At 67.3% G+C, this 21,741-nt stretch carries 22 protein-coding genes; 5 read left to right on the plus strand and 17 right to left on the minus strand.

Annotated elements, in window-relative coordinates; genetic code table 11:
* Nucleotides 1-104: 104 nt before the first annotated feature.
* A complete protein-coding gene (locus tag ABD231_RS20575; protein WP_344154184.1) occupies nt 105-947 on the plus strand; it encodes a thioesterase II family protein in 843 nt (280 codons plus the stop codon).
* Here the strand turns inward: ABD231_RS20575 and ABD231_RS42205 are convergent.
* The 9 genes from ABD231_RS42205 to leuA all read right to left on the minus strand — a co-directional run bounded on the left by ABD231_RS42205 (nt 894) and on the right by leuA (nt 10,734).
* Entirely contained in the window at nt 894-1,172 is a 279-nt protein-coding gene (locus ABD231_RS42205) for an SAV_915 family protein (RefSeq protein WP_425554192.1), read from the minus strand. The two genes, ABD231_RS20575 and ABD231_RS42205, sit on opposite strands and share 54 nt — an antisense overlap.
* A 64-nt stretch (nt 1,173-1,236) precedes the next feature.
* Nucleotides 1,237-2,694: a bifunctional GNAT family N-acetyltransferase/NUDIX hydrolase gene (locus ABD231_RS20580; RefSeq protein ID WP_344154187.1), complete on the minus strand. Its 1,458-nt coding sequence runs from the start codon at nt 2,692-2,694 to the stop codon at nt 1,237-1,239.
* A gap of 40 nt (nt 2,695-2,734) precedes the next feature.
* A complete protein-coding gene (locus ABD231_RS20585) occupies nt 2,735-4,570 on the minus strand; it encodes an ABC transporter substrate-binding protein (RefSeq protein ID WP_344154190.1) in 1,836 nt (611 codons plus the stop codon).
* 13 nt (nt 4,571-4,583) lie between these two features.
* The gene (locus tag ABD231_RS20590) at nt 4,584-4,790 is read right to left on the minus strand and encodes a hypothetical protein (protein ID WP_344154193.1); all 207 of its coding nucleotides are present in this window, start codon (nt 4,788-4,790) and stop codon (nt 4,584-4,586) included.
* Nucleotides 4,790-5,776: an ABC transporter ATP-binding protein gene (locus ABD231_RS20595; protein ID WP_344154196.1), complete on the minus strand. Its 987-nt coding sequence runs from the start codon at nt 5,774-5,776 to the stop codon at nt 4,790-4,792. The genes ABD231_RS20590 and ABD231_RS20595 overlap by 1 nt, the downstream gene beginning before the upstream one ends.
* The gene (locus ABD231_RS20600; protein WP_344154199.1) at nt 5,773-6,831 is read right to left on the minus strand and encodes an ABC transporter ATP-binding protein; all 1,059 of its coding nucleotides are present in this window, start codon (nt 6,829-6,831) and stop codon (nt 5,773-5,775) included. The genes ABD231_RS20595 and ABD231_RS20600 overlap by 4 nt, the downstream gene beginning before the upstream one ends.
* A 5-nt stretch (nt 6,832-6,836) precedes the next feature.
* Nucleotides 6,837-7,742 carry an ABC transporter permease gene (locus ABD231_RS20605; protein WP_344154201.1) on the minus strand — a complete coding sequence of 302 codons (906 nt, stop codon included), beginning with the start codon at nt 7,740-7,742 and terminating at the stop codon, nt 6,837-6,839.
* Nucleotides 7,743-7,746: 4 nt separating this feature from the next.
* Nucleotides 7,747-8,847: an ABC transporter permease gene (locus ABD231_RS20610; RefSeq protein ID WP_344154203.1), complete on the minus strand. Its 1,101-nt coding sequence runs from the start codon at nt 8,845-8,847 to the stop codon at nt 7,747-7,749.
* A gap of 213 nt (nt 8,848-9,060) precedes the next feature.
* A complete protein-coding gene (gene leuA / locus ABD231_RS20615) occupies nt 9,061-10,734 on the minus strand; it encodes a 2-isopropylmalate synthase (RefSeq protein ID WP_344154376.1) in 1,674 nt (557 codons plus the stop codon).
* A 293-nt stretch (nt 10,735-11,027) separates the two neighbouring features.
* Between leuA and ABD231_RS20620 the strand changes: the two genes are divergently transcribed.
* Complete coding sequence (locus ABD231_RS20620; RefSeq protein WP_344154205.1) at nt 11,028-11,444, plus strand: PPOX class F420-dependent oxidoreductase; 417 nt, start codon at nt 11,028-11,030, stop codon at nt 11,442-11,444.
* Between the two features lie 52 nt (nt 11,445-11,496).
* On the plus strand, nt 11,497-12,486 hold the full coding sequence (locus ABD231_RS20625) for a GNAT family N-acetyltransferase (RefSeq protein ID WP_344154208.1): 990 nt from the start codon (nt 11,497-11,499) through the stop codon (nt 12,484-12,486).
* On the opposite strand, the gene ABD231_RS20630 is transcribed toward ABD231_RS20625, so the two are convergent.
* From ABD231_RS20630 to ABD231_RS20660, 7 genes are all read right to left on the minus strand, one after another.
* Entirely contained in the window at nt 12,483-13,154 is a 672-nt protein-coding gene (locus ABD231_RS20630; protein ID WP_344154211.1) for a GNAT family N-acetyltransferase, read from the minus strand. The genes ABD231_RS20625 and ABD231_RS20630 overlap by 4 nt on opposite strands.
* On the minus strand, nt 13,154-14,221 hold the full coding sequence (gene era / locus ABD231_RS20635) for a GTPase Era (protein ID WP_344154214.1): 1,068 nt from the start codon (nt 14,219-14,221) through the stop codon (nt 13,154-13,156). Before era ends, ABD231_RS20630 begins: the two co-directional genes overlap by 1 nt.
* Nucleotides 14,205-14,537: a cytidine deaminase gene (locus ABD231_RS20640; RefSeq protein ID WP_344154217.1), complete on the minus strand. Its 333-nt coding sequence runs from the start codon at nt 14,535-14,537 to the stop codon at nt 14,205-14,207. The genes era and ABD231_RS20640 overlap by 17 nt, the downstream gene beginning before the upstream one ends.
* Before the next feature lie 10 nt (nt 14,538-14,547).
* Nucleotides 14,548-15,852: a hemolysin family protein gene (locus ABD231_RS20645; protein ID WP_344154220.1), complete on the minus strand. Its 1,305-nt coding sequence runs from the start codon at nt 15,850-15,852 to the stop codon at nt 14,548-14,550.
* Between the two features lie 7 nt (nt 15,853-15,859).
* Nucleotides 15,860-16,339, minus strand: coding sequence for an rRNA maturation RNase YbeY (gene ybeY, locus ABD231_RS20650; RefSeq protein WP_132406537.1), 480 nt, complete (start codon nt 16,337-16,339; stop codon nt 15,860-15,862).
* Entirely contained in the window at nt 16,336-17,268 is a 933-nt protein-coding gene (locus ABD231_RS20655; protein WP_344154379.1) for a PhoH family protein, read from the minus strand. The genes ybeY and ABD231_RS20655 overlap by 4 nt, the downstream gene beginning before the upstream one ends.
* Nucleotides 17,269-17,406: 138 nt before the next feature.
* On the minus strand, nt 17,407-18,399 hold the full coding sequence (locus tag ABD231_RS20660; protein WP_344154226.1) for a hypothetical protein: 993 nt from the start codon (nt 18,397-18,399) through the stop codon (nt 17,407-17,409).
* Between the two features lie 119 nt (nt 18,400-18,518).
* On the opposite strand from ABD231_RS20660, the gene ABD231_RS20665 reads away from it, so the two are divergent.
* Nucleotides 18,519-19,028, plus strand: coding sequence for a SigE family RNA polymerase sigma factor (locus ABD231_RS20665; protein WP_344154229.1), 510 nt, complete (start codon nt 18,519-18,521; stop codon nt 19,026-19,028).
* The gene (locus tag ABD231_RS20670) at nt 19,025-20,167 is read left to right on the plus strand and encodes a Gmad2 immunoglobulin-like domain-containing protein (protein WP_344154232.1); all 1,143 of its coding nucleotides are present in this window, start codon (nt 19,025-19,027) and stop codon (nt 20,165-20,167) included. Before ABD231_RS20665 ends, ABD231_RS20670 begins: the two co-directional genes overlap by 4 nt.
* A gap of 857 nt (nt 20,168-21,024) precedes the next feature.
* Here the strand turns inward: ABD231_RS20670 and ABD231_RS20675 are convergent.
* The gene (locus tag ABD231_RS20675; protein ID WP_344154235.1) at nt 21,025-21,741 is read right to left on the minus strand and encodes a 16S rRNA (uracil(1498)-N(3))-methyltransferase; all 717 of its coding nucleotides are present in this window, start codon (nt 21,739-21,741) and stop codon (nt 21,025-21,027) included.

Consider the following 21,741-nt stretch of genomic DNA (forward strand, 5'->3'; position numbering starts at 1 on the left):
TCTCCTCGAGCACGGAAGGTGGGCAATATGTCGAGTCGCTTGAATGTTACCGCTTCGTTCAGAATCGATGAAGGTGCCGATCTCGCAAGGAAGGAATCAGCTGCATGACTGACTCGGTCCCGGGGGCACCTTGGCTGCGTCGGCTCACGCACAGGCCGGCACCCAGCGGCCAGCTGATCGTCGTTCCCCACGCCGGGGGTGCCCCGTCCTCGTTCCGCAGATGGGGCGATCTTCTCGGCGGTGCGGTCGGCTTGTGGGCAGTTGAACTGCCCGGTCGCGAGAGCCGCCTGGCCGAGCAACCCATGAAAGACCTCGAGATGATTGCAGACGCTGTGTCGGAGGCAGTCCGCGAGGCGGTGCCGGCACCCTATGTCATCCTCGGGCACAGCATGGGCGCACTCATCGCCTATGAGGTTGCCCAGAGGTTGCGCTCTGTGCACCCGCCTCGACGTCTGTTCGTCTCCGGCTGCTCGGCACCGCACCTGGTGCGTCACCGCGACACCAAGCATGCTTCCGACACCGAGTTCGTCGAGCTCCTACGGGCGTTGAAGGGCACGCCTGGAGAGGTGCTGCAGAATCAGGAATTGATGGCATTGCTCCTGCCCACCATTCGCGCGGATTTCGAGGCCGTCGACAGTTATCGGTGTGCTGACCGACGTGCCTTGGACATTCCGCTCACTGCCCTGACCGGCTCGGAGGATCCCGGAGTCGGGCCTGGAGACATCGACGGCTGGGCCGTGCACTCGACGTACGCCCTGAACTCGTCGGTGCTGGCGGGGGACCACTTTTTCCTGGACACCGCGTTTCCGGAGGTCGTCCGGTTGGTGCTGGCAGCCTTCGATCCCTCGGCCCACGGCGGCGCCTCGAGTAGACCTCGTTCAGGGCGACAACTCTCAACCGGCGAGCGAGGCCGCAGCGGAGGCGGAGGTTACGCGGAGGGGGTTTAGCTGGATTCGGGTGATTCCCAGAGCCGCCAGGGCTTCGCGGAGGGAAGGTTCGCTCATGCGGAGGTATTCCTGGTCGCCGGTGGTGGCTGCGCGAAGGCACAAGCAACTGGTGAAGGCGATGCCTACGCGTTGGCCGGTGGGGAGGTGGCCGGTTTGGAGGGTGTAGGCGACGCCGCCGGCGGAGTGGACGGGGACGAACCAGTCATCGCTATGTCGAGGCTTCACAGTGAAAACGGTAGGACGGGATGCAGCGCAGCGGGGAGTTTCTCACAGGGTTTGTGCGGGGTTCTCACAGGTCCAGGGAGAGGGGGATGGTGGGTGGGCCGGTGTGGAGTAGGTCGGCTACCAGGTGCGGGAGGTTGCGGGGAGCGAAGCGGCCTTCGTGGGATTGGAGTTCGGCCAGAGTCCACCAGCGGTGGCCGTGGACTTGTTCGGCGGCGAGTTCGGCTGCCGTCAGGGTGCCGGCTACCTCGAAATGCTCGGTGCGGATGAGGAAGTAGTCGTTGATGACGCCGTCGTAGCCGGTGGCATGGCCTTCGGCTACTACTTCCTGGTGCCAGATGTGAGGCGGGTCCTCAACCAACGAGAGGCCGACCTCTTCGGTGAGTTCGCGTTGCAGGCCTTCGAGGAGGGACTCGCTCCCCTCAAGACCGCCGCCCGGCGTCGCCCAGAGGGGGCCGTCGGCGAATTCGAAGCGGACCAGGAGGATGCGGTCGTCGGGATCGACAATCAGGCCGCGGGCGGCTGGGCGGAGGCGCGGGCGGGTTAGTTCGAGTTCCTGGTTCTGCTCGACGGTTGTGAAGCCGAAGCGGGCGTTGACCTTTTGCATGGCGGTGTTGGAGAGGGCGGTCCACGTGTGCAGGTAGGACTGCGCGACGCGGTGGTCGGCGAGGAGGTCGAGGTTTGCCAGCTTCAGGTGGGTGCCTAGGTTGTGCCCGCGGTGGTCAAGCAGCACGAGGGTGTCGTCTTGCTGGACGTTGTCGGGGTCATCCCGGGGAACATAGATGAGCGTGTACCCGGCCGGCTCACCGGCGTCGGTGTGCGCCATCGTGACCAGGGCCAGGTAGCTGCGGTCCACGCGCTCCTCACTGGCCATCAGCCGCTCGACCGTCCACGGGACCGTCTCGCGTGTCATCCCGCCGGTCGGCACGTCGTTGTCCATCGCCGTGTGCAGATCGGCGTACGCCTGCTGGTATTCCGGCGGGCAGGCCCCCGCCCACGACGTCAGCGTGTAGCCCTCGAACTTCCCTGCGGATTCGCGCAGGGAGGCAAGCCGCGCCGAGTCATAAGGCAGCGGTACGACGAGGTGGTCCTCGACGTGCTCGACCGTGAAACCCAACCGCTCCGCGAACACGGACCCCGGCCACGGCGTCGACGGAACTCCGAGCTCGGTCTGGAAGATCGTCCGGCCGAGTTGGGCGGCGCGAGTCGCGGCCCACTGCCACAACGCCGTACCGATGCCACGGCGTCGAAACGCAGGCGGTACGTCGATCTCGACGTCGACGCTGTCCAGGTTGTCCTGCAGGCGGTACTCGAAGAGCATCGCGCCGACGACCTGATCGTCGTCCAGGGCAACGATCGCGAGCCGGGTCTTCAGCGGTGACGGGTCGCGCAGCGAGACACGGAACGTCTCTCGCGTTCCGAGGAGGGCCGCCGAGCGGCCCGCGACCACGCCGGCGCGCAGGGCGTCGTACCACTGGTCGAACAGAACAGGGTCGGCCGGGTCGATCTCGCGAACGGTGATCACCCGGCCGACCCAACCAAATCGAAGGGTCAAAAGCTACCGATTAAACCGGCGCGACCTTGCCCGAGTACATGCCCATGATGACGAAGTTGTCGGCGTACGGCGCGTTCTTCAGGATCGGGTCGTCGTCGGCCGGGAACTTCGCGACCCGCTTGCCTTCGAGCGCGGGGTTGTTCCCGTAGCGCTCCCAGAGCGGGATGATTGGCAGCAGTTCGTTGAACGCGAGCGCGGCGGCGGTCACGTTCTTCTTCTGCTCGTCGAGGTCGAGGCCCTGGGCGGACTTGTCGACCACCGCTTGTAGGTCGATCGGGCCGGCCGTGGTGGTCTGCTTGAGCGGGAAGTTCATCCCCTTGCCACCGGTGTTGGCCGCCAGGACGTAGTTGAAGCGGTAGAGGTCCGCGACGAAGGAGAAGTACGGGTGCGGGTGGGATGACGCGCCCCAGGCCTGGATCGCGATGTCGAACTTTCCGTCCAGGACGTCGGGCTCCTGCTGCACGTAGTTCACACCGCGCTTGGTGATCGTGATGCCGAACTTCGTCAGCTGGTCGGCCGCGTTGGTACCGGCCGGGTTCCAGTCGGCGAACTCGGTCGGGAACTTGATGTCGTACGCCGCGGGCTTCCCGGCCGGGGTGAGCCACTTGTCGCCGGACTTCTTCCAGCCGGCCGCGGTGAGCAGCTGGGTGGCCTTGTCGAGGTCCTTCTCGTAGGCGTTCAGCTTCTTCTGATCGGCGTCGGAAACCCAGTCCGGGACGGAGATGTCGGAGAAGCCGGCCATGAACTTGCAGGGCTTGCCGGAGTCGCCGAGCGCGACGGTGCCGTTTTCGTTGCGGTCCAGGATGTAGGCGATCGCCTGCCGGACCCGGACGTCGGCGAACTCGGGGTGGGTGGTGAAGTTGAAGTACAGCGCCGGGCCGGAGTAGACCGGCGGACGGAGGATCCGGAATCCGCTGCTCTGGAAGGTCTTCTCGCTCGCCACCGCGAAGCCGTGGGTCGCGTAGTCGACGTCCTTGTTCATCACCGTCGGCGTGACGTCGGAGGTCTCACCGTTGTAGAGCACGACCTTGCTGAACGCGATCTTGTCGGCGAACAGGCCCTTGTCGTTCTTCACCAGCGTCATCTGCGCGTTCGTGAAGCTCTTGTGGTCGTAGTTGAACGGGCCGGAGACGATCGGGTTCTCCGGGCGGAACTTCTGGAAGTCGCCGTTCAGCGCCTTGCCCTCGCCCTCGTCCAGGCTGCCCTTGGCCTTGCGGAGCGTCTCGGCCTTGGTCGCCCACTCGCCGTACACGGCGGCCGGCAGGATCGGGGCGCGCATGATGTAGCGCTCCAGCACGGTCGACGGCGTACCGATCGTGAAGACGACCGTGGTGTCGTCGGTGGACTTCACGTCGGACAGGAAGGTCCAGGACTGCTGGCGCATCAGCCAGTGCAGGTTGAACGTCGCGACCACGTCCTTGCTGGTCACGGGCGTACCGTCGCTCCAGGTCAGGCCGGAGCGCAGCTTCATCGTGTAGGTCTTGGCCTTCTCGTCCAGCGTGCCGGACTCGGCCATCATGTATTCCCACTTCTTGTCCGACCAGTAGTACATGGCGCCGCTGGGGTAGATCAGGTCCATGTACGGGCTGGTGGCGCGCTGGATGCCGTCCAGGACTCCCGGGCCGAGGTTGAAGTGCCCCTTCGGCGGCAGCTCGTACGGGTAGGCGCCGTGGAACGGCTTGTCGCCGCCACTGCTGCCGGAGGCGTTGGGCTTGCTGGGCGAGCAGGCGACGGCCGAGCCGATCCCGGCGGCGCCGAGGCCGGCGAAGCCGAACAGCTGCAGCACGTTCCGGCGGGAGACCTCGAGGTTCCGCGGGTCGGGCTCGTTGGTGCCGATGGAGCTCATTCTCGGTCCTTTCCTACAGGGATTCTTCTCGCTTTGCCCGCCGTCGGCTCCAGACGACACCGGCGGCCACGGCCAGGCCCAACAGCAGGCCCAAGGACAAGGTGAACAACGTGACCACGAACTGCGGCGTACCGGGAGTCAGCGTGAGCAGCAGAACCCCGGCGCCGAGCACCAGGAAGACCGCCCAGCCGAGCGCCATCCGGCCCACCTCGGGAGGCATTACGCCGCGCCGTCCCGCTGTACGACGTGACACGCGGCAGCCTGATCGTCGCGCACCGCGAGCAACTGCGGTACGGCGCCGTCGCACAGCCCGTCCTCGAACCGGCCGCAACGTGGGTGGAACGCACAGCCCGGTGGCAGATGCGCCAGGCTCGGAATCTCCAGGCTACGCAGGGATTCCGCGTTCTTGGTCCGGGTCAGATCGGGGTCCGGTTCCGGGATCGCGTCGATCAGCGCCCGGGTGTACGGGTGCGTCGGCGCGTTGATGATCCGCGGGGTCGGGCCGAACTCGACGACCCGGCCGAGGTACATCACCGCGGTCCGGCCGCGCCAGCCGAAGTACTTCGCGATCGCCAGGTCGTGGGTGATGAAGAGGAACCCGACTCCGAGCTCGTCGCGCAGCCGGCCGAGCATCGCCAGCACGCTGATCCGGATCGACACGTCGAGCATCGAGGTCGACTCGTCGGCGATGATGATCTTCGGATCCAGCGTGAGTGCCCGGGCCACCGCAACTCGTTGCCTTTGGCCACCAGATAGCTGGTGCGGATACTTCGACAGGTAGTTCTCCGGCGGCGTCAGATCGACCTTGGCGAGCAACTCGGTCGCGCGCTCGACGGCGGCCTTGTTTCCCTTCACCACACCATGCTTGAGCAGCGGCGCGGTGAGCGTCTGCTGGATCGTGCGCGTCGGGTTCAGCGAGGCGTACGGGTCCTGATGGACGTACTGCACGCTGCGCCGGAAGGTTTTGAACTCGTTCTTCCGCAGCGACCAGATGTCGGTGCCCTCGTACCTCACCGTACCGCTGCTCGGCCGGGTCAGCCCGGCCGCCATCCGCGCCGCGGTCGTCTTGCCCGAGCCGCTCTCCCCCACCAGGCACAGCACCTCACCGGGGTTGATCGACAGGTTGCCCTGGTCGACCGCGCGGATCGGTCCCGCCTTGGTGTCGAAGACCTGGCTGACTCCGTCGAGCTGCAGTGTGCCCTTCATGACGCACTCCGGCCGAGGTGAACCGCGGCGGAGTGGATGCAGGCGACGTCGTGGGCGTCCCCCGGCTCGTCGGTGATCGGGATCAACGGCGGATCCGCCTCCTGGCACTCGTCGGTGGCGAACTTGCAGCGCGGATGGAACGTGCAGCCCTTGGGCAGGTTGGCCAGGCTCGGCGGCCCGCCCGGGATCGACTCGAGATCCGGCAGATCGCCGACGATCGGCGGCACCGCCTTGATCAGACCGAGCGTGTACGGGTGCCGCGGTTTGTAGAACATGTCCCGGACGCCGCCGGTCTCGATGATGCGACCGGCGTACATGGTGGCGACGCGGTCGGCCAGCTCGGCGGCCAGCGACAGGTCGTGCGAGATGAAGATCATCGAGAAACCGAGCCGCTCGCGGACTTCGTGCAGGACGTCGACCACCGAACGCTGGGTGAGGATGTCGAGCGCCGTGGTCGGCTCGTCGAGGATCAGTACTTCGGGCTCCAGCAGCAGGCTCATCGCGATCAGGACGCGCTGCCGCATCCCGCCGGAGAGCTCGTGCGGGTAGGAGTCCATCACCCGCTCGGGCTCCAACCGGACCAGCCGGAGCAGCTCCGCGGAGCGCTCCTCGATCTCCTGCTTGGTCGCCTTCGTGTGCGCCCGCATGGTGTCGTGCATGTGCCCGCGGATCTTCAGCACCGGGTTGAAGGCATTCATCGCGCCCTGGAACACCATCGCCGCGTCCCGCCAGCGGAACTCGCGCAGGTCGCGCCCGTTCAGCTTCAGTACGTCGATCTCCGTACCGTCGCTGCGGTTGAAGGTCACCTGGCCGGACGCGTGCCCGAGCCGCGGCAGCAGTCGCAGGAGGCCGAGCCCGAACGTCGTCTTGCCGCAACCGCTCTCGCCGACCAGCGCCAGGCTCTCGCCGGGATACAGGTCCAGGTCGAGGCCGCGGACGGCCTGCACCGTCGTACCGGAGCCGGTGCGGTACTCCACCTTGAAGTCGCGGATCGAGAGCAGCGGCTTGCCACCGCCACCACGGGTCGCGCGGGGCACGGAGGAGGTTGTCGTCATCGCTGTCACCGGTCCCGGAGCCGCGGGTTGAGGATCTCTTCGAGCGACCGGGTCATCATCACCAGGCCGAGCAGCAGCAGCGTGATCGCGACCACCGGACTCAGGATGAAGCCGATACTCGCGTCGTTGAAGATCGCGCCGGCGATCCAGGCCCGGTTCAGCATGATCCCCCAGTTCGAACCGGTCAGCGGCGCGAGGCCGAGCAGGTAGAGGCCGACGAGCGAGTAGATCGCGTTCGTGATCCCGATCATGAAGTTCATCAGGATGAAGCTGGCCATGTTCGGCAGGATCTCGACGAACACGACCCGCGCCGTCCCGAGATCGAGCAGCCGGGCCGCCTCGACGAACTCACGCTCCTTCAGCGACAGCACCTGGGAGCGGATCGCCCGGGTCAGCACCGGCCAGGACAGCCCACCGACCAGCAGCGCGAGCAGGATCGGCGAGTCCAGCCGGAAGAGCGCACCCAGGACGGCGAGCAGCACGATCTGCGGAACGGTCAGGACGACGTCGGCCGCGGTGACCACGACCGAGTCGACCCAGCCGCCGAGGTACGCGGCCAGCGACCCGAGCACGATCGCCAGCGCGGTCGAGATCGCGGCCGCGACGAACCCGATGAAGATGACGGACCGGCCGCCGTCGATCATCTGGATCAGTACGTCTTTGCCCTCGTTGTCGGTGCCGAGCAGATGCCCCGGCGACCCGAACGGCAGCAGGATCTCCTTGACGTTCGGCTCCAGCACCGGGGTGAAGATCGGCCCGATCGCGGTGATCAGCACCAGCGCGGCGACGATCAGGAAGCCGATGAAGCCGGCCGGGCTGCGGCGCAGCGAGCGCAGGATCCCGGCGAACCGGGAGACCCCGGTCGTCCCGATCGCGGCAACGGCCCCAGAGGTCACGGTCTCGGTCGCCACGCGGCTACCCCTTGGTCTTCCCGCCGACCCGGATCCGCGGATCCAGCCGGCTGTAGAGGAGATCGGCGAGCAGGTTGGCCACCACGACCGAGATCGTCACGACCAGGAAGATTCCTTGCAGGACCGGGTAGTCCCGGCCGGAGACCGCGGTGTAGAGGCTGTACCCGATGCCCTGGTAGCCGAAGATCTTCTCGACGAAGATCGAGCCACCGACCACGAATCCCAGCGAGACCGCAAGCTGGCTGAACATCGGCAGGACGGCGTTGCGCCCGACGTACCCGGAACGGATCCGGCGGTCGGTCAGGCCGCGCGCCCGGGCGACCGTCACGTAGTCCTCGCCGAGCGTCTCGACCGTCGACGACTTCATCACCAGTGCCCAGGATCCGACAGTGGTCAGCAGATACGCCAGGATCGGCAGGGTGGCGTGGTACAGGATGTCGTTCAGGAAGCTGAGGCTGAAGCTCGGCGTCACGCCGGGCGTGTAGGAGCCTCGGGCCTCGGTCAGGTTGAAGACCTGGAGCTTCACGCCGAGGAAGACCACGATCAGGATCGCGACGATGTAGTTCGGGATCGCGTGCAGCAGCGAGCCGATCGAGGTGAGCAGATGGTCGATCCAGCTCTCCCGGCGGTAGGCCATCACCATGCCCGCGACGATCCCGATGAGGAAGCTGAGGATCTGCGCGATACCGACCGAGAACAGCGTCCACGGCAGGTAGGTCTGGATCACCTGGGCGACCGTGGTGCCGGGCGACAGGATCGACGTCCCGAGATCACCTTGGAGCAGATTGCCCAGATAGGTGAGGTACTGCAGGATCACCGGCTCGTCCGGGTCCAGTGAGAACAGGTTCTTCGCCTGCGCGGCCGCGTCGGCGTACGAGATCCCGGTCTGCGCGATCTGGGTCTGGATGTAGGTGTCGACCGGGTTACCCGGCAGCAGCCGGACCAGGAAGAACGTCAGGGTCGACACCAGGAAGATCGTCAGGATCGCCTTCGCGAGCCGCCGGACCAGCCAGGCGCTCAGGAACCGCCGTACTGGTGAGGGCGTCGGTTCGTCCACCGGCCCTTCGATCAGCTGCTGGGCAGGTGTGTCGACCGCACCGCTCACTGCTCACCTCCATCGAGGACTGCCGAAGAGCTGCCACCTAATGCACGATCTCTTGCATTGATCTGCGCACAGTGGGGTTAGTTTGCGCAGGCTCAGGCACCAAGTCAACGGTTTCGGAGGTTCGGAAGTCAGAGACACCGAATCGTGAGCAGACGGCTGCTCTGCGCAGTGATCCTGCCACGGTGTGTGCCGGATCACTGCGCAGCGGTCTAGTCAGCGGGTCGCGCGGTTGATCGCGGAGACGACGGCCTTCAGCGAGGCGGTCAGAATGTTGGCGTCGCGGCCGACGCCCCAGAACACGTCGTCGCCGACCTCGCACTCGACGTACGCCGCGGCCAGGGCATCGCCACCGGCCGAGAGCGCGTGCTCGTGGTAGTCCAGCACCCGTACGTCGTACTTCAGCGGCTTGATCGCGTCGACGAACGCAGAGACCGGGCCGTTGCCCTCACCGGTCAGCTCGTGCGGAACGCCATTGGAATAGACCTGTACACGGAGCAGGTCGCTCTGACCCTCGCCGGACGACGAGTTGACCGTCAGCAGCGACAGCTTGCCCGGCGCCAGGTACTCGGCCGCGAAGATGTCCCACAGCTGCTGCGGGCCGACCTCGCCACCCTCGGTGTCGGTGTGCTGCTGAACGACCCGGCTGAACTCGATCTGCAGCCGGCGCGGCAGGTCCAGCCGGTGCTCGGCCTTCATCATGTAGGCGATGCCGCCCTTGCCGGACTGCGAGTTGACGCGGATGACAGCCTCGTACGAGCGGCCGACGTCCTTCGGGTCGATCGGCAGGTACGGCGCCTCCCAGTGGATCTCGCCGACCGGGCGACCCTCGGCGGCGGCCTGCTTGTCCAGCGCCTCCAGGCCCTTCTTGATCGCGTCCTGGTGCGATCCGGAGAAGGCGGTGTAGACCAGGTCACCGGCGTACGGCTGACGCTCCGGGACCCGCATCTGGGTGCAGTACTCGACCGTCCGGCGGATCTCGTCGATGTCGGAGAAGTCGATCTGCGGGTCGATGCCCTGGCTGAACAGGTTCATCCCCAGCGTCACCAGGTCGACGTTGCCGGTCCGCTCACCATGGCCGAACAGACAACCCTCGACCCGATCCGCGCCGGCCATCAGCGCCAGCTCGGTGGCGGCGACCGCCGTACCGCGGTCGTTGTGCGGGTGCAGGCTGATCGTGCTGTGCTCACGCCGGGTCAGGTTGCGGCCGAACCACTCGATCTGGTCGGCGTACACGTTCGGGGTGCACATCTCGACGGTGGCCGGCAGGTTCAGGATGATCTCGCGCCCGGCGGCCGGCTGCCACTGGTCGCTGACCGCCTCGCAGACCTCCAGGGCGAACTCCAGCTCGGTGCCGGTGAAGATCTCCGGGCTGTACTGGTAGCCGAACTCGCAGTCGCCCAGCATGTCGTCGGCGTACTTCATCACCGTCTCGGTACCGCGGACGGCGATGTTCAGGCACTCGGCCTTGTCCACGTTGAAGACGACCCGGCGGAACAGCGGCGCGGTCGCGTTGTACAGGTGGATGGTCGCCTTCGGCGAGCCCTGCAGCGACTGCACGGTCCGCTCGATCAGCTCGTCACGGGCCTGGGTCAGCACCGAGATCGTCACGTCGTCCGGGATCGCGTCACCCTCGATCAGGCTGCGGACGAAGTCGAAGTCGTACTGGCTCGCGCTCGGGAAACCGACCTCGATCTCCTTGTAGCCCATCTTCACCAGCAGGTCGAACATCCGCCGCTTGCGGGCCGGCGACATCGGCTCGACCAGTGCCTGGTTGCCGTCCCGGAGGTCGGTGGACAGCCAGCGCGGGGTCTTGTCGACGGCCTTGGCCGGCCAGGTGCGGTCCGGCAGCTCGATCGGCGGGAACGCGCTGTAGCGGTGGATCGGCATACCGGACGGCTGCTGTACAGGCTGAGGCTGGTTCTGGGGTGCCACGGGTGTTCTCCTCGGGAGGATGTCTACTGCTCAGGGTCGCTGGACGACCGGCAACGACGAAACCCCGCGGCGAGGAACCGGCCTTGTCAGGCCTCGCCGCGGCAGCGAAGGAGGAGAAGCTGGTGCCGCATAGTGGCTGTGAGTCTATGCACAACCCCGCCCAGCCGTCGAACCGGGGGTCTCACCGGCCGAGACACAGAGCGTGACCGGTTGCCCTGAAGGGCACTTGAATTCATAGGCTCTCCGGTATGACTTCCCTCCTGGAACGCATCGGCAGCACCGGCCTCGGCGTGCTCGTCACCCTCAAGCGTGACGGCCGGCCGCAGCTGTCGAACATCACCTATGTGTACGACGGCGAGCGCATCCGCATCTCGCTGACCGACGACCGCGCGAAGACCAAGAACCTGCGCCGCGATCCGCGCGCCAGCGTCTACATCAACGAGAACGGCGGCCGCGGGTACATCGTCCTGGAAGGCAAGGCCGAGCTCACCCCGGTCGCCGCCGACCCCCATGACGCGACCGTCGACGCGCTGGTCGACTACTACCGGAAGGGTTCCGGCGAGCACCCGGACTGGGACGAGTACCGCACGGTGATGGTCCAGGACAAACGCCTGCTGTTCTCGATGACCGTCGAGCACTCCTACGGGATGCCGTCGCCCAGCTGACCGTGACGATAAATGGGTCGCGAGACTGAGTCGCGGGCGGCAATCTGGGGATGTGGAGATCACGAGATTGTCGCCTGACGACGAAGCCGGCGTAGCCGCCGCGTCAGCACTGGAGACCGCGGCCGCGAAGGTCGACTGCCCGGACCTGGTGATGTCGACCCCCAAGGGCTTGGCGAACGCTTTGCGCTACGGGTGGGACCTCAACCCCGGCAAGAAGTACCTGGCCCGCGATGCCGACGGCACCCTGGTGGGCACGGTCGGCCTGCACTTCCCGAAGTACGAGAACACCGACCAGGTGTGGTTCGACGCCTGGGTCCATCCCGACCATCGCGGCGGGACCGTGTTCGCCGAGCTGATGGCGTTCGCCGAGCAGGAAGCCCGGGACGCCGGCCGGACGATGATGGGCCTGAACACCTTCGACACCGAGCACGACATCGCGCAGGCCACCGAGAACGGCTATGTGCAGAAGGCCGTCGAGGTGAACCGCAAGCAGGACATCGCGGGCCTCGACTGGGAGCTCGTCCAGAACCTGTACGACGGCGCTGTCGCCAAGTCGACCGAGTACGAGCTGCTGCGGCTCAAGGGCGCGCTGCCCGACGACATGGTCGAGGAGATGATCGCCGTCACCGAGTCGATCAACGACGCACCGACCGATGACCTGGAGATCGAGGACGACGTCTACAGCGTCGAGCGGATGCGTGCCTACGAAGAAGCGCAGGCGAAGTGCGAGATGACGACGTACCGGCTCGTCGCACGGCAGAAGGAGACCGGCGCACTGGCCGGTCACACGGTGATCGCGGTCGAGCGCGAGCGGCCGCACATGGGCTGGCAGCACGACACCGCCGTCTCCCGGGACCACCGTGGTCACCGCCTCGGCGCCCTACTCAAGGCCGGCATGCTGCTCTGGCTGCGCGAGGAAGAACCCCAGCTCACCCGGGTCGACACCTGGAACGCCGAATCGAACAACCACATGATCGGCATCAACGAACAGCTCAACTACACCATCGTCGGCCGCTTCCTCGACTACCAGAAGAAGCTCTAAGCCACCTCGACGATGGTGACGTGCATGCGGTTGCTGATGGTGAAGCCCATGGCGGTGTAGAGGCGTTGGGCGGTGACGTTGGTGCCGCCTGTGTGGAGGAACGGAGTGCGGCCGGTTGCGGTGATCTCTGCCGCGACCGCCTGGATCAGCCGGCGCGCTAGGCCCTGACCACGGTGGTCGGGGTGCGTGCAGACGGCGCTGATCTCGCCGTACGACGGCAGTGTCTGCCGTACGCCGGCCATCGCGATCAGCTCGCCGTCACGGCGGATGCCGAGGTACGGGCCGAGCTCGATCGTGCGGGTGCGGAACGGGCCCGGGTCGGTGAGCGCGACCAGGGCGATCATCTCCGGTACGTCGTCGGCCGTCAGCACGACCGCCTCGTCGTCGGCCGCCCCCAGCCCGTCCGGTGCGACGAACTGGACGAGGTCGAACTGCTGGTCCAGCTTGAACGGCTCCGGTACGACGAAGTTCGGGCGCATCAGGGCGACCGTCGTACCGGGGCCGATCAGGGCGGCCGCGTCGGCCCAGTCCTGCTCGGTCGGATCGACGGGCAGGCCGACGAACGGCGCGACCTCGGGCAGGTAGCGATGGGCGTTACCGCGGGACTCGGCGAACTGTGCGTGCGGGCCGGTGAGGGCGTCGTACGTCGGATTCTGGAGCTCGCGCATCAGAATCCCAGTTTGCGCAGGTGCTTGGCGTCGGTCTGCCAGTTCTTGGCGATCTTGACGTGCAGGTCGAGATAGACCGGCGTACCGAGCAGAGCCTCGATCTGGCGGCGGGCCTCGGCGCCGACCTCGCGCAGGCGGGCGCCCTTGTGGCCGATCACGATGCCCTTCTGGCTGTCGCGCTCGAGGAAGATGTTCGCGTAGATGTCGAGCAGCGGCTTGTCCTCGGGACGGTCCTCGCGCAGACCCATCTCGTCGATGGTGACGGCGATCGAGTGCGGCAGCTCGTCGCGGACACCCTCCAGCGCGGCCTCGCGGATCAGCTCCGCGACCAGGGTCTCCTCGGGCTCGTCGGTGATGTCGCCGTCGGGGTAGAGCGGGAAGCCGTCGGGCAGGAGCTGGACGAGCTCGTCGGCGACCAGGTCGACCTGGAAGCCGGACGTCGCGGAAACCGGGATGATCGCAGCCCACTCGATGCCGGCCGACTCCCCCAGTGCCTGGATCTCGCTCAGGTGCTCGATCATCCGCTCCGGCTCGACCAGGTCCGCCTTGGTGGCGAGCGCGACCTTCGGCGTCTTGGCGACCTTCGCCGCCTCGGCGACCAGGAAGCGGTCACCCGGACCGATCTTGTCGCTGGCCGGCAGGCAGATCCCGATCACGTCGACCTCGGCCCACGTGCTCTTCACCAGATCGTTCAACCGCTGCCCGAGCAACGTCCGCGGCTTATGCAGACCGGGGGTGTCGACCAGGATCAGCTGAGCGTCGGCCCGATGCACGATCCCCCGGACCGCATGCCGAGTCGTCTGCGGCTTCGACGAGGTGATCACGATCTTCTGCCCGACCAGCGCATTCGTCAGCGTCGACTTGCCGGCGTTAGGTCGCCCGACAAAGCACGCGAACCCCGACTTGAACCCGGTGGGGGAAGGAGTAGGCGCGGGAGCAGGAGCCGGTCGGCCCGAGCCCCGGGACGCGCCCGAACCGCCCTTGGCCGGGGACGCGGCGGCGCCGGCCGAGCCACCCTTCTCGGGGGCCGGGCGGCCTTTGCCCTTGCTCTCAGGTGTTGATGACATTGCGGACCTCTCCGGTGGCGTCGGCGAGGACGACGGGGATGGCGGCGCCGGCGAAGTGGCGGACGACGTTGATGTCAGCAGTATCCGCCTCGGTGACGACGGCGGCGGCTTCGAGGCCTTTGACGCCGGAGGCCAGGGCCATGGCTACGGCCAGCTGCAGCGCCGTCAGGTCTACGGTGTCGAGGGCGACCGTGCACGCCGAGTAGGTGCGGCCGTCGGAGTCGCGGACCGCGGCTCCCTCGGCGGCACGGGTGCGCGCGCGGGCGGCGCGGGCGAGCGTGACGAGTTTGGCGTCCTCCGCCGAAAGGTCTGACAACTGGATGCTCCTAGGCGTGCTGGTGGTTCTGGTCCGGGCGGCCGGCGACGGGTTCCTCGCGGCGCACGAGCACAGTACCGACCTGGTTGCGGCGGCCGGACGGCCGCTCCGCGGTGAGAGACAGGCCGGCGATCTCGACCTGCGCGCCGGGGATCGGCACCTTGCCGAGCAGCTTGGCCATCAGGCCGCCGACGGTGTCGACGTCGTCGTCGTCCAGCGGTACGCCGAACAGTTCGCCGAGCTCGTCGATCGGGTACCGGCTGGAGACCCGGAAAGCCCCGTCGGACAACTGCTGCACCGAGTCCGGATCCTCGTCGTACTCGTCGGTGATCTCGCCGACGATCTCCTCGAGGATGTCCTCGATCGCGACCAGGCCCGCGGTACCGCCGTACTCGTCGACGACGATCGCCAGGTGCATCCGGGCGGCCTGCATCTCGCGCAGCAACTCGTCGACCGGCTTGGAGTCCGGCACGTACATACAGGGGCGCATCACCGATTCGACCCGCTCGGTCGACTCGGCCGAGGCGTTGTCGTAGACGCGGCGCATCACGTCCTTGAGGTAGACGACGCCGACGATGTCGTCCAGGGACTCACCGATCACCGGGATCCGCGAGTAGCCCGAGCGCAGCGCCAGCGAGGTGAGCTGGCGCAGCTTCTTGTGCTTCTCGATGTAGACCATGTCGGTCCGCGGCACCATCACCTCGCGGGAGATGGTGTCGCCGAGCTCGAACACCGAGTGGATCATCTGCCGCTCGCCGGACTCGATCACCGCGGACTTCTCCGCGTAGTCGACCAGTGCGCGCAGCTCGGCCTCGGTCGCGAACGGGCCCTCGGCGAATCCCTTGCCGGGGGTGAGCGCGTTGCCGATCATGATCAGCACCTTCGGCAGCGGCCCGAGGATCCGGGTCACCGCCATCACCGGCCCGGCCGAGATGATCGCGAACCGGTCCGAGTGCTGCCGGCCGAGTGTCCGCGGCGCGACCCCGATGATCACGTACGAGATCAGCACCATCACCACGGCGGTGATCAGGATGTGCTCCCAGGTGACCTCGAAGACCTCCGAAAGCGCCTGGGTGACGAGCACGATCGCGGTGATCTCGCAGCTCAGCCGAAGCAGCAGCAGCGAGTTCAGGTAGCGCGGCGCGTCGGACAGCAACGCACTCAGCCGAACGGCCCGCAGGTTGCCCTGCTCGACCTGCTCGTTGGCCCGCACCTTCGAGTACGACGACAGTGCCGCCTCCGCGCCGGCGAACAAACCGGCGAGCAGCACGAGCACCGCAGCAACGACCAGGAGTACTAGGTCGTGAGAGCTCACGGCAACGTCACTGTCCTTCGAGTCGATTCCCGGGGGCGCGCCAGGCTTCGAGTAGCCGGCCTTGGATGTCCCACATCTCCGCCTTCTCGGCCGGTTCGGCGTGGTCGTACCCGAGCAGGTGCAGGATGCCGTGGACGGTCAGCAGCTCCAGCTCGGCCCACGTGCCGTGGCCGGCCTTGGCGCCCTGAGCGGCCGCGACGGTCGGGCACAGCGCGATGTCGCCGAGATGCCCGAGGGGCAGCTCGGCGTCGTCACCGCCGTCCGAACCCGGTCGCAGCTCGTCCATCGGCCAGGACATCACGTCGGTCGGTCCCGGCAGGTCCAGGAACTCGACGTGGTACCTGGCCATGGTGTCCTCGTCGACCAGCTTGATCGACAGCTCGCACTCCGGGTGCAGCCGCAGCGACGACATCACGAACCGGCTCAGCCGCATCAGTCCGCCACCGTCGATCTCGACGCCGGACTCGTTGTTCACTTCAACGTTCATCTTTGGTGCTCAGCGCCCCGTTGTCCTTCGTAGTTCTCGTACGCCGACACGATCCGGCCGACCAGCTTGTGCCGGACCACGTCGTGCGAGGTGAGCCGGCAGAACTCCAGGTCCTGGACACCCTCGAGGATGCCTTGGACGACCCGCAGTCCCGAGTTCGTCCCGGTCGGCAGGTCGACCTGGGTGACGTCACCGGTGACGACCATCTTGGAGCCGAAGCCGAGCCGGGTGAGGAACATCTTCATCTGCTCCGGCGAGGTGTTCTGCGCCTCGTCCAGAATGATGTAGGCGTCGTTCAGCGTCCGGCCGCGCATGTAGGCCAGCGGCGCGATCTCGATCGTGCCGGCGGTCAGCAGCCGCGGGATCGACTCCGGGTCGAGCATGTCGTGCAGGGCGTCGTACAGCGGGCGCAGGTACGGGTCGATCTTCTCCGACAGCGTGCCGGGCAGGAAGCCGAGCCGCTCACCGGCCTCGACGGCCGGCCGGGTCAGGATGATCCGGGAGACCTCCTTGGCCTGCAGCGCCTGGACCGCCTTGGCCACCGCCAGGTAGGTCTTGCCGGTACCGGCCGGGCCGATCCCGAACACGATCGTGTTCTTGTCGATGGCGTCGACGTAGCGCTTCTGGTTCAGCGTCTTCGGCCGGATGGTGCGGCCGCGGCTGGACAGGATGTTCTGGGTCAGCACGTCGGCCGGGCTCTCGCCGGTGGCCTGCTTGACCATCGCGATACTCCGCTCGACCGAGTCGGCGGTCAGGCCGTGCCCGGTCCGGATCACCACGACCAGCTCGTCCAGCAGCCGCTCGGCCAGCGCAAGTTCGGCGGGTTCGCCCTTCAGCGTGATCTCGTTGCCGCGGACCAGGATGTCGGCGGCGAACTCCTTCTCGATGATGCGGAGGAACTCGTCCCGGGCTCCGAGCAGGGCCACCATGTCGATGCTGTTCGGCACGACGATCTTGTGCGCCGCCTGCGGGGTGGCGGTGGCGCCGTCCGCGCGCGCCTCCGGTTCGATACTGCGTGGCCTGGACAGGCTCTTCCTCCTGGAGAGTGGGGTGGTGATCCGTCCATGCTAGCCGCCCCGGCGGACACCCCCACTGTCTTTTTCCTGGGACACGCCTCGGGAGGGTCGTTCGGCGGGCGCCTGGCCCCCATCCGGGGACACCCGGCCGGGTGCGGCGAGCCCGGCCTGGAGCCTGTGCAACTGGGCCACTTCCGGTGAAACCACGGCCACTTCTTCGGCAACTTCCGCTTGTTCTTCGGCGGGTTGCACCTTCGGACCGGCCTGCTCCAGTTGCAGCCGGGTGTCCCGCTCGGCGGTCCACTCCGGAGTCGGGTGCAGGTTCACCACCACGTTGTCGGCCGGCCGGACCAGTTCGTCGAGCGCCGCACGCCGCGCCAACTCGGCCTCCTGCGGCGGCAGCTCCCGGGTCTGCTCGTAAGCACGCACCATCCGGTACGTCGCCTCGACCGCGGCCAGCGTGGACCCGGACGATTCCGGCGGCGAGTCGAATTCGTCGGCATGCGTGTTGCGGTGCTCGTCCAGCCCGATCACGTGGCCCGGCGTGAACACGTGCAACGACTGGACCCGCGCTGTCGGATCGCCGTCGTACACCGAGAGTTCTCGCCAGGCATGTGCGCCGGAGTAGCTGTCCTGCAAGGCGTGCACGGCCGCACCGAGGTGCATCATCTCGTCACGCGGTGACTCCGCCGCGTGCGCCGCGGCCAGCTCCTCGAAGAGGTACTCGGTGTTCGACCGCAGGTTGTCGGCACCGCGCCGGTACGGGTCGGCCATGAAGTGTTCTCGCTGAGCGTCAGGGTTCGCATACGCGGAGTGCGCGGTCTTGCCGGGGCCGACGTACACGAAGGGCAGGCCGGTGCCGTTGAAGTTCTTGATCACGCCGGCACCCAGCGGGCGGTCCTGATAGGCCTGGGCCTCGTCGAGCTGCTTGGCGTAGTCCGCCTGGCTCAGACCGTCGCGGGACTGGCTCTGGTACAGCTTCTCGACAGCCTTGTAAGTGATCTCGCGGTGTCCGCACCAGTGACCGTCTCCGTGCTGCTTCATGCACAGAGAGTGCCAGTTGAATGGTTCAGCGTCGGTTCGCTCTGTGCTGTTGTCAACCTGGGACGAGGCCTTCGCGTCTCTGTTGTGTGGCACAACCTGCGGTGGTGTACGAAGAGTGCGTGACACATGAGTCCTCGTGGAATGCCGACGAGGCGCTGACGGCTGTCTACACGGCGCACTACACGTCGTTGGTCCGCCTCGCCGCCTTGCTGCTGCGTGACACCGGAACGGCGGAGGAGATCGTGCAGGACGCGTTCGTCGCGATGCACGGCCGCTGGAACCGGCTGCGCGACCCCCACAAGGCACTCGCCTACCTACGCACCGCCGTGGTCAACCGCACCCGCTCCCGCCAGCGCCACCTGGTGGTGGTCGACAAGCACATGCCGCGCAGCCTGCCGGACGAGCCGAGCGCCGAGCAGGCCGCGCTCCGGACGGCCGAGACCGACCGCGTCATCGAGGCGATGCGCAATCTGCCGGAGAAACAGCGCACCGTGATGGTGCTGCGGTACTACGGTGACCTGTCGGAGGCGGAGATCGCCGACACGATGGGCATCAGCCGGGGATCGGTGAAGAGCCACGCCGCGCGAGCGACCAAGTCGCTGCGCCAGCTCCTGGAGCGGACCGCATGAACGACCACCCAACTGACCCGTTCGACGAGATGATGCGGCGATCCCTGGCCGAGGAGGCCGACCGGATCGAGCCGACCGACGCCCTGCCCGAGATCCTGACCCGAGCCCACACCGTACGGCGCCCTGTCGCGCGCCGACCGTGGGTCATCACGGCCGGCCTGGCCGCGGTCGGGACCGCCGCAGCCGTCGGCGGGTTCACAGTCTTCAACGGCAACCTGAACACCGCGAACGAAGGCGACGCGGTCGCCGGGCAAGGCAATGTCACCTCGGCCAGCGGCGCACCTAGCACCCCGCCGGACACCCCGCGGAGCGAGCCGACCAAGGCGCCAACCGTGCCACCGACCGAGGACAAGTCGGTCTCCACCCAGCCCCGACGCGGAGTGCCCGAGCAACCCGTGACAGGCAAGCCCGTCCCGGTCTACTGGCTGGGCAACGCAATGGCCGGCAAGTCCGTCAAGAAGCCCGCTGTGCAGGCGAGATCGTCAGCCCGGCTCTACCGAACCTGGTCCAAGGTGAGCGGGCGGCCGGCGTACCAGGCGGTCAAGATCATGACGACGAGGCAGCCCGAAGATACCGACTACTACTCGGTCTGGAAGGGCGCCGAGGTGAACTCGGTGACCCTGGACAGCGACGTGGTCACGGTCGACTTCAAGCAACTCCCGCAAGGCCGGATGGACGCAGAACTCGCCGAAATGGCCGCCCAGCAACTCGTCTACACCGTGCAGGGTGCGCTTGACGACAGCAGCCGGCCGATCCAGATCACCCAGAGCGGCCGAACTGGCATCCGGCTGTTCGGCCAGGTCGACACCAGCCAGCCGCTCGGCCGCGCGCAAGCGCTCGACGTACAGGCGCTCGTCTCAATCGAATCACCGACCGAAGGGGCCCTGGTAAGCGGCAGCCTCGTCACCGTCCAAGGCACAGCCGCCGCCTACGAAGCAACGGTCAACTACCTCGCCACCAACCTGAAAACCGGCCAGCAGTACGGCAGCGTCGTGAACGCCAAGGAAGGCCAGAAGTTCTCGCCCTTCACCATCGAACTCAAACTCGAACCAGGCCCCTGGCAACTCGAGGCCTACCTGCTCTCCCCCGGCGACGACTCAATCAGCGACATGGACACCAAAACCATCGAGGTCCGCTAGCAGCCACCGGGAGCGCGACGTCGAACTCGATCGTTCTCAGGCTCCGTTCATGGCTCGAGCTCCCACAGAGCGCTGATCGGCATCGCGCGCAGCTTCGGGCACCCGACTGCAAATTTGCCGTACCTCTCACTGCAAATCTGCCGCCCGGGTGACTGCAGATCTGCCATCCCTCACCACTGCTGGCCGGCGCACGCCTGGCATGGCTGTCTGCACCACTTCCAGAGAAGCTCGTCCCGAGTCACCGACCGAAGGGTCCCTGGTGAGCGGCAGCCTCGTCACCGTCCAAGGCATCGAGGTCGTGGCCCGCTAGCGCCCACGGCACTGGCGGCCCGATCGTCGACTGTGAGGAGTTCGTCGCCGGCAACCGATTGCCGGCGACAGGGAAGCCAGAGTCGGCGGCAGCTCACCACACTCGCACGGTGACCGGCGGGCGGACCGCCCCCACTCACCAACTCCCTCCTGAAGCGCTCGGGCAGGAGTCGCTGAGCGTGCACCGCAACCTCGGCGCAGCGTTGGACAGTGCCAGCGGTTCGCCAACTGCCCACCACGACCGTCACTCGCACGGTGGCTTCGCTCGGCGGCGCACTCCCGGCCCGGATCCCCCCGGGAGTCTGCAGTGTGGGGTGCATGTTGGGCCGTTCAGGGCTGCCTTCCTCCCCAGCCCCGCGGAGTGGGAGGTCAGCGGCGCCGACAGCCCGTCAACCAGGGCGGCGTTCACGCCGACAGCGCAGAACCTGTTCATTTGTACCCGGTGACAGCCTCAGCGGGCCGCACAGTCCCGCACCACCGCCGACCCGGGCGGGTAAACCGCAGGTGCACGCGCGACCCGCACGGGTGGGTGAGCTACCCCAGCTCTATTAGGTCCAGCGGGAGTGGGCGAGTAGGGCGGAGGCGGCGGCTACGCCGGCGGTTGAGGTGCGGAGGACGGTGTTGCCGAGGCGGACCGGGGCGACGGCGAAGGTGGTTAGTTCGGTGGGGGTGATGCCGCCTTCGGGGCCGATGACGATGACGATGTCGCCGGCGGGTGGGACTTCGAGGCGCGCCAGGGGGACGGTGGCTTCTTCGTGGAGTACGACGGGGAGGGCCGCGTCCTGCAGGAGTTTGGCGATTTCGGGGGTGGTGGCGATGGGGGCTACCTCGGCGAACCAGGAGCGGCGGGACTGTTTGCTCGACTCGAAGGCCCAGGCCTGCCATTTGGCGAGGGTTTTGGCCGAGCGTTCCGGGTTGCTGCGGAATTGGCTGCGCTCGGCGTTCCAGGGAACGATGACGTCGGCGCCGACCTCGGTCAGCATCTCGACGGCCAGCTCGGCGCGCTCGCCCTTCGGCAATGCCTGTACGACGACCAGTCGCGGCGTACTGGCCGGGTCGGTCCCGCGCTGGTCGACGGTGACGGTCAGCCCGGTCTTCGACGCGGTCGCGACCGGACCCTCGGCCCAGGCACCGCACCCGTCGGTCAGGCGGATTCGCTCGCCGGGGCCGATCCGCCGTACGACGGCGGCGTGCCGGCCCTCGGCGCCGTCCAGTGTCAGCTCTTCGCCGTCCAGCTCGGCGGCGAAGAAGACCGCGACCCCCAT

Origin of the sequence: Kribbella yunnanensis, assembly GCF_039529655.1 — a bacterium.
GTDB classification, from domain to species: domain Bacteria; phylum Actinomycetota; class Actinomycetes; order Propionibacteriales; family Kribbellaceae; genus Kribbella; species Kribbella yunnanensis.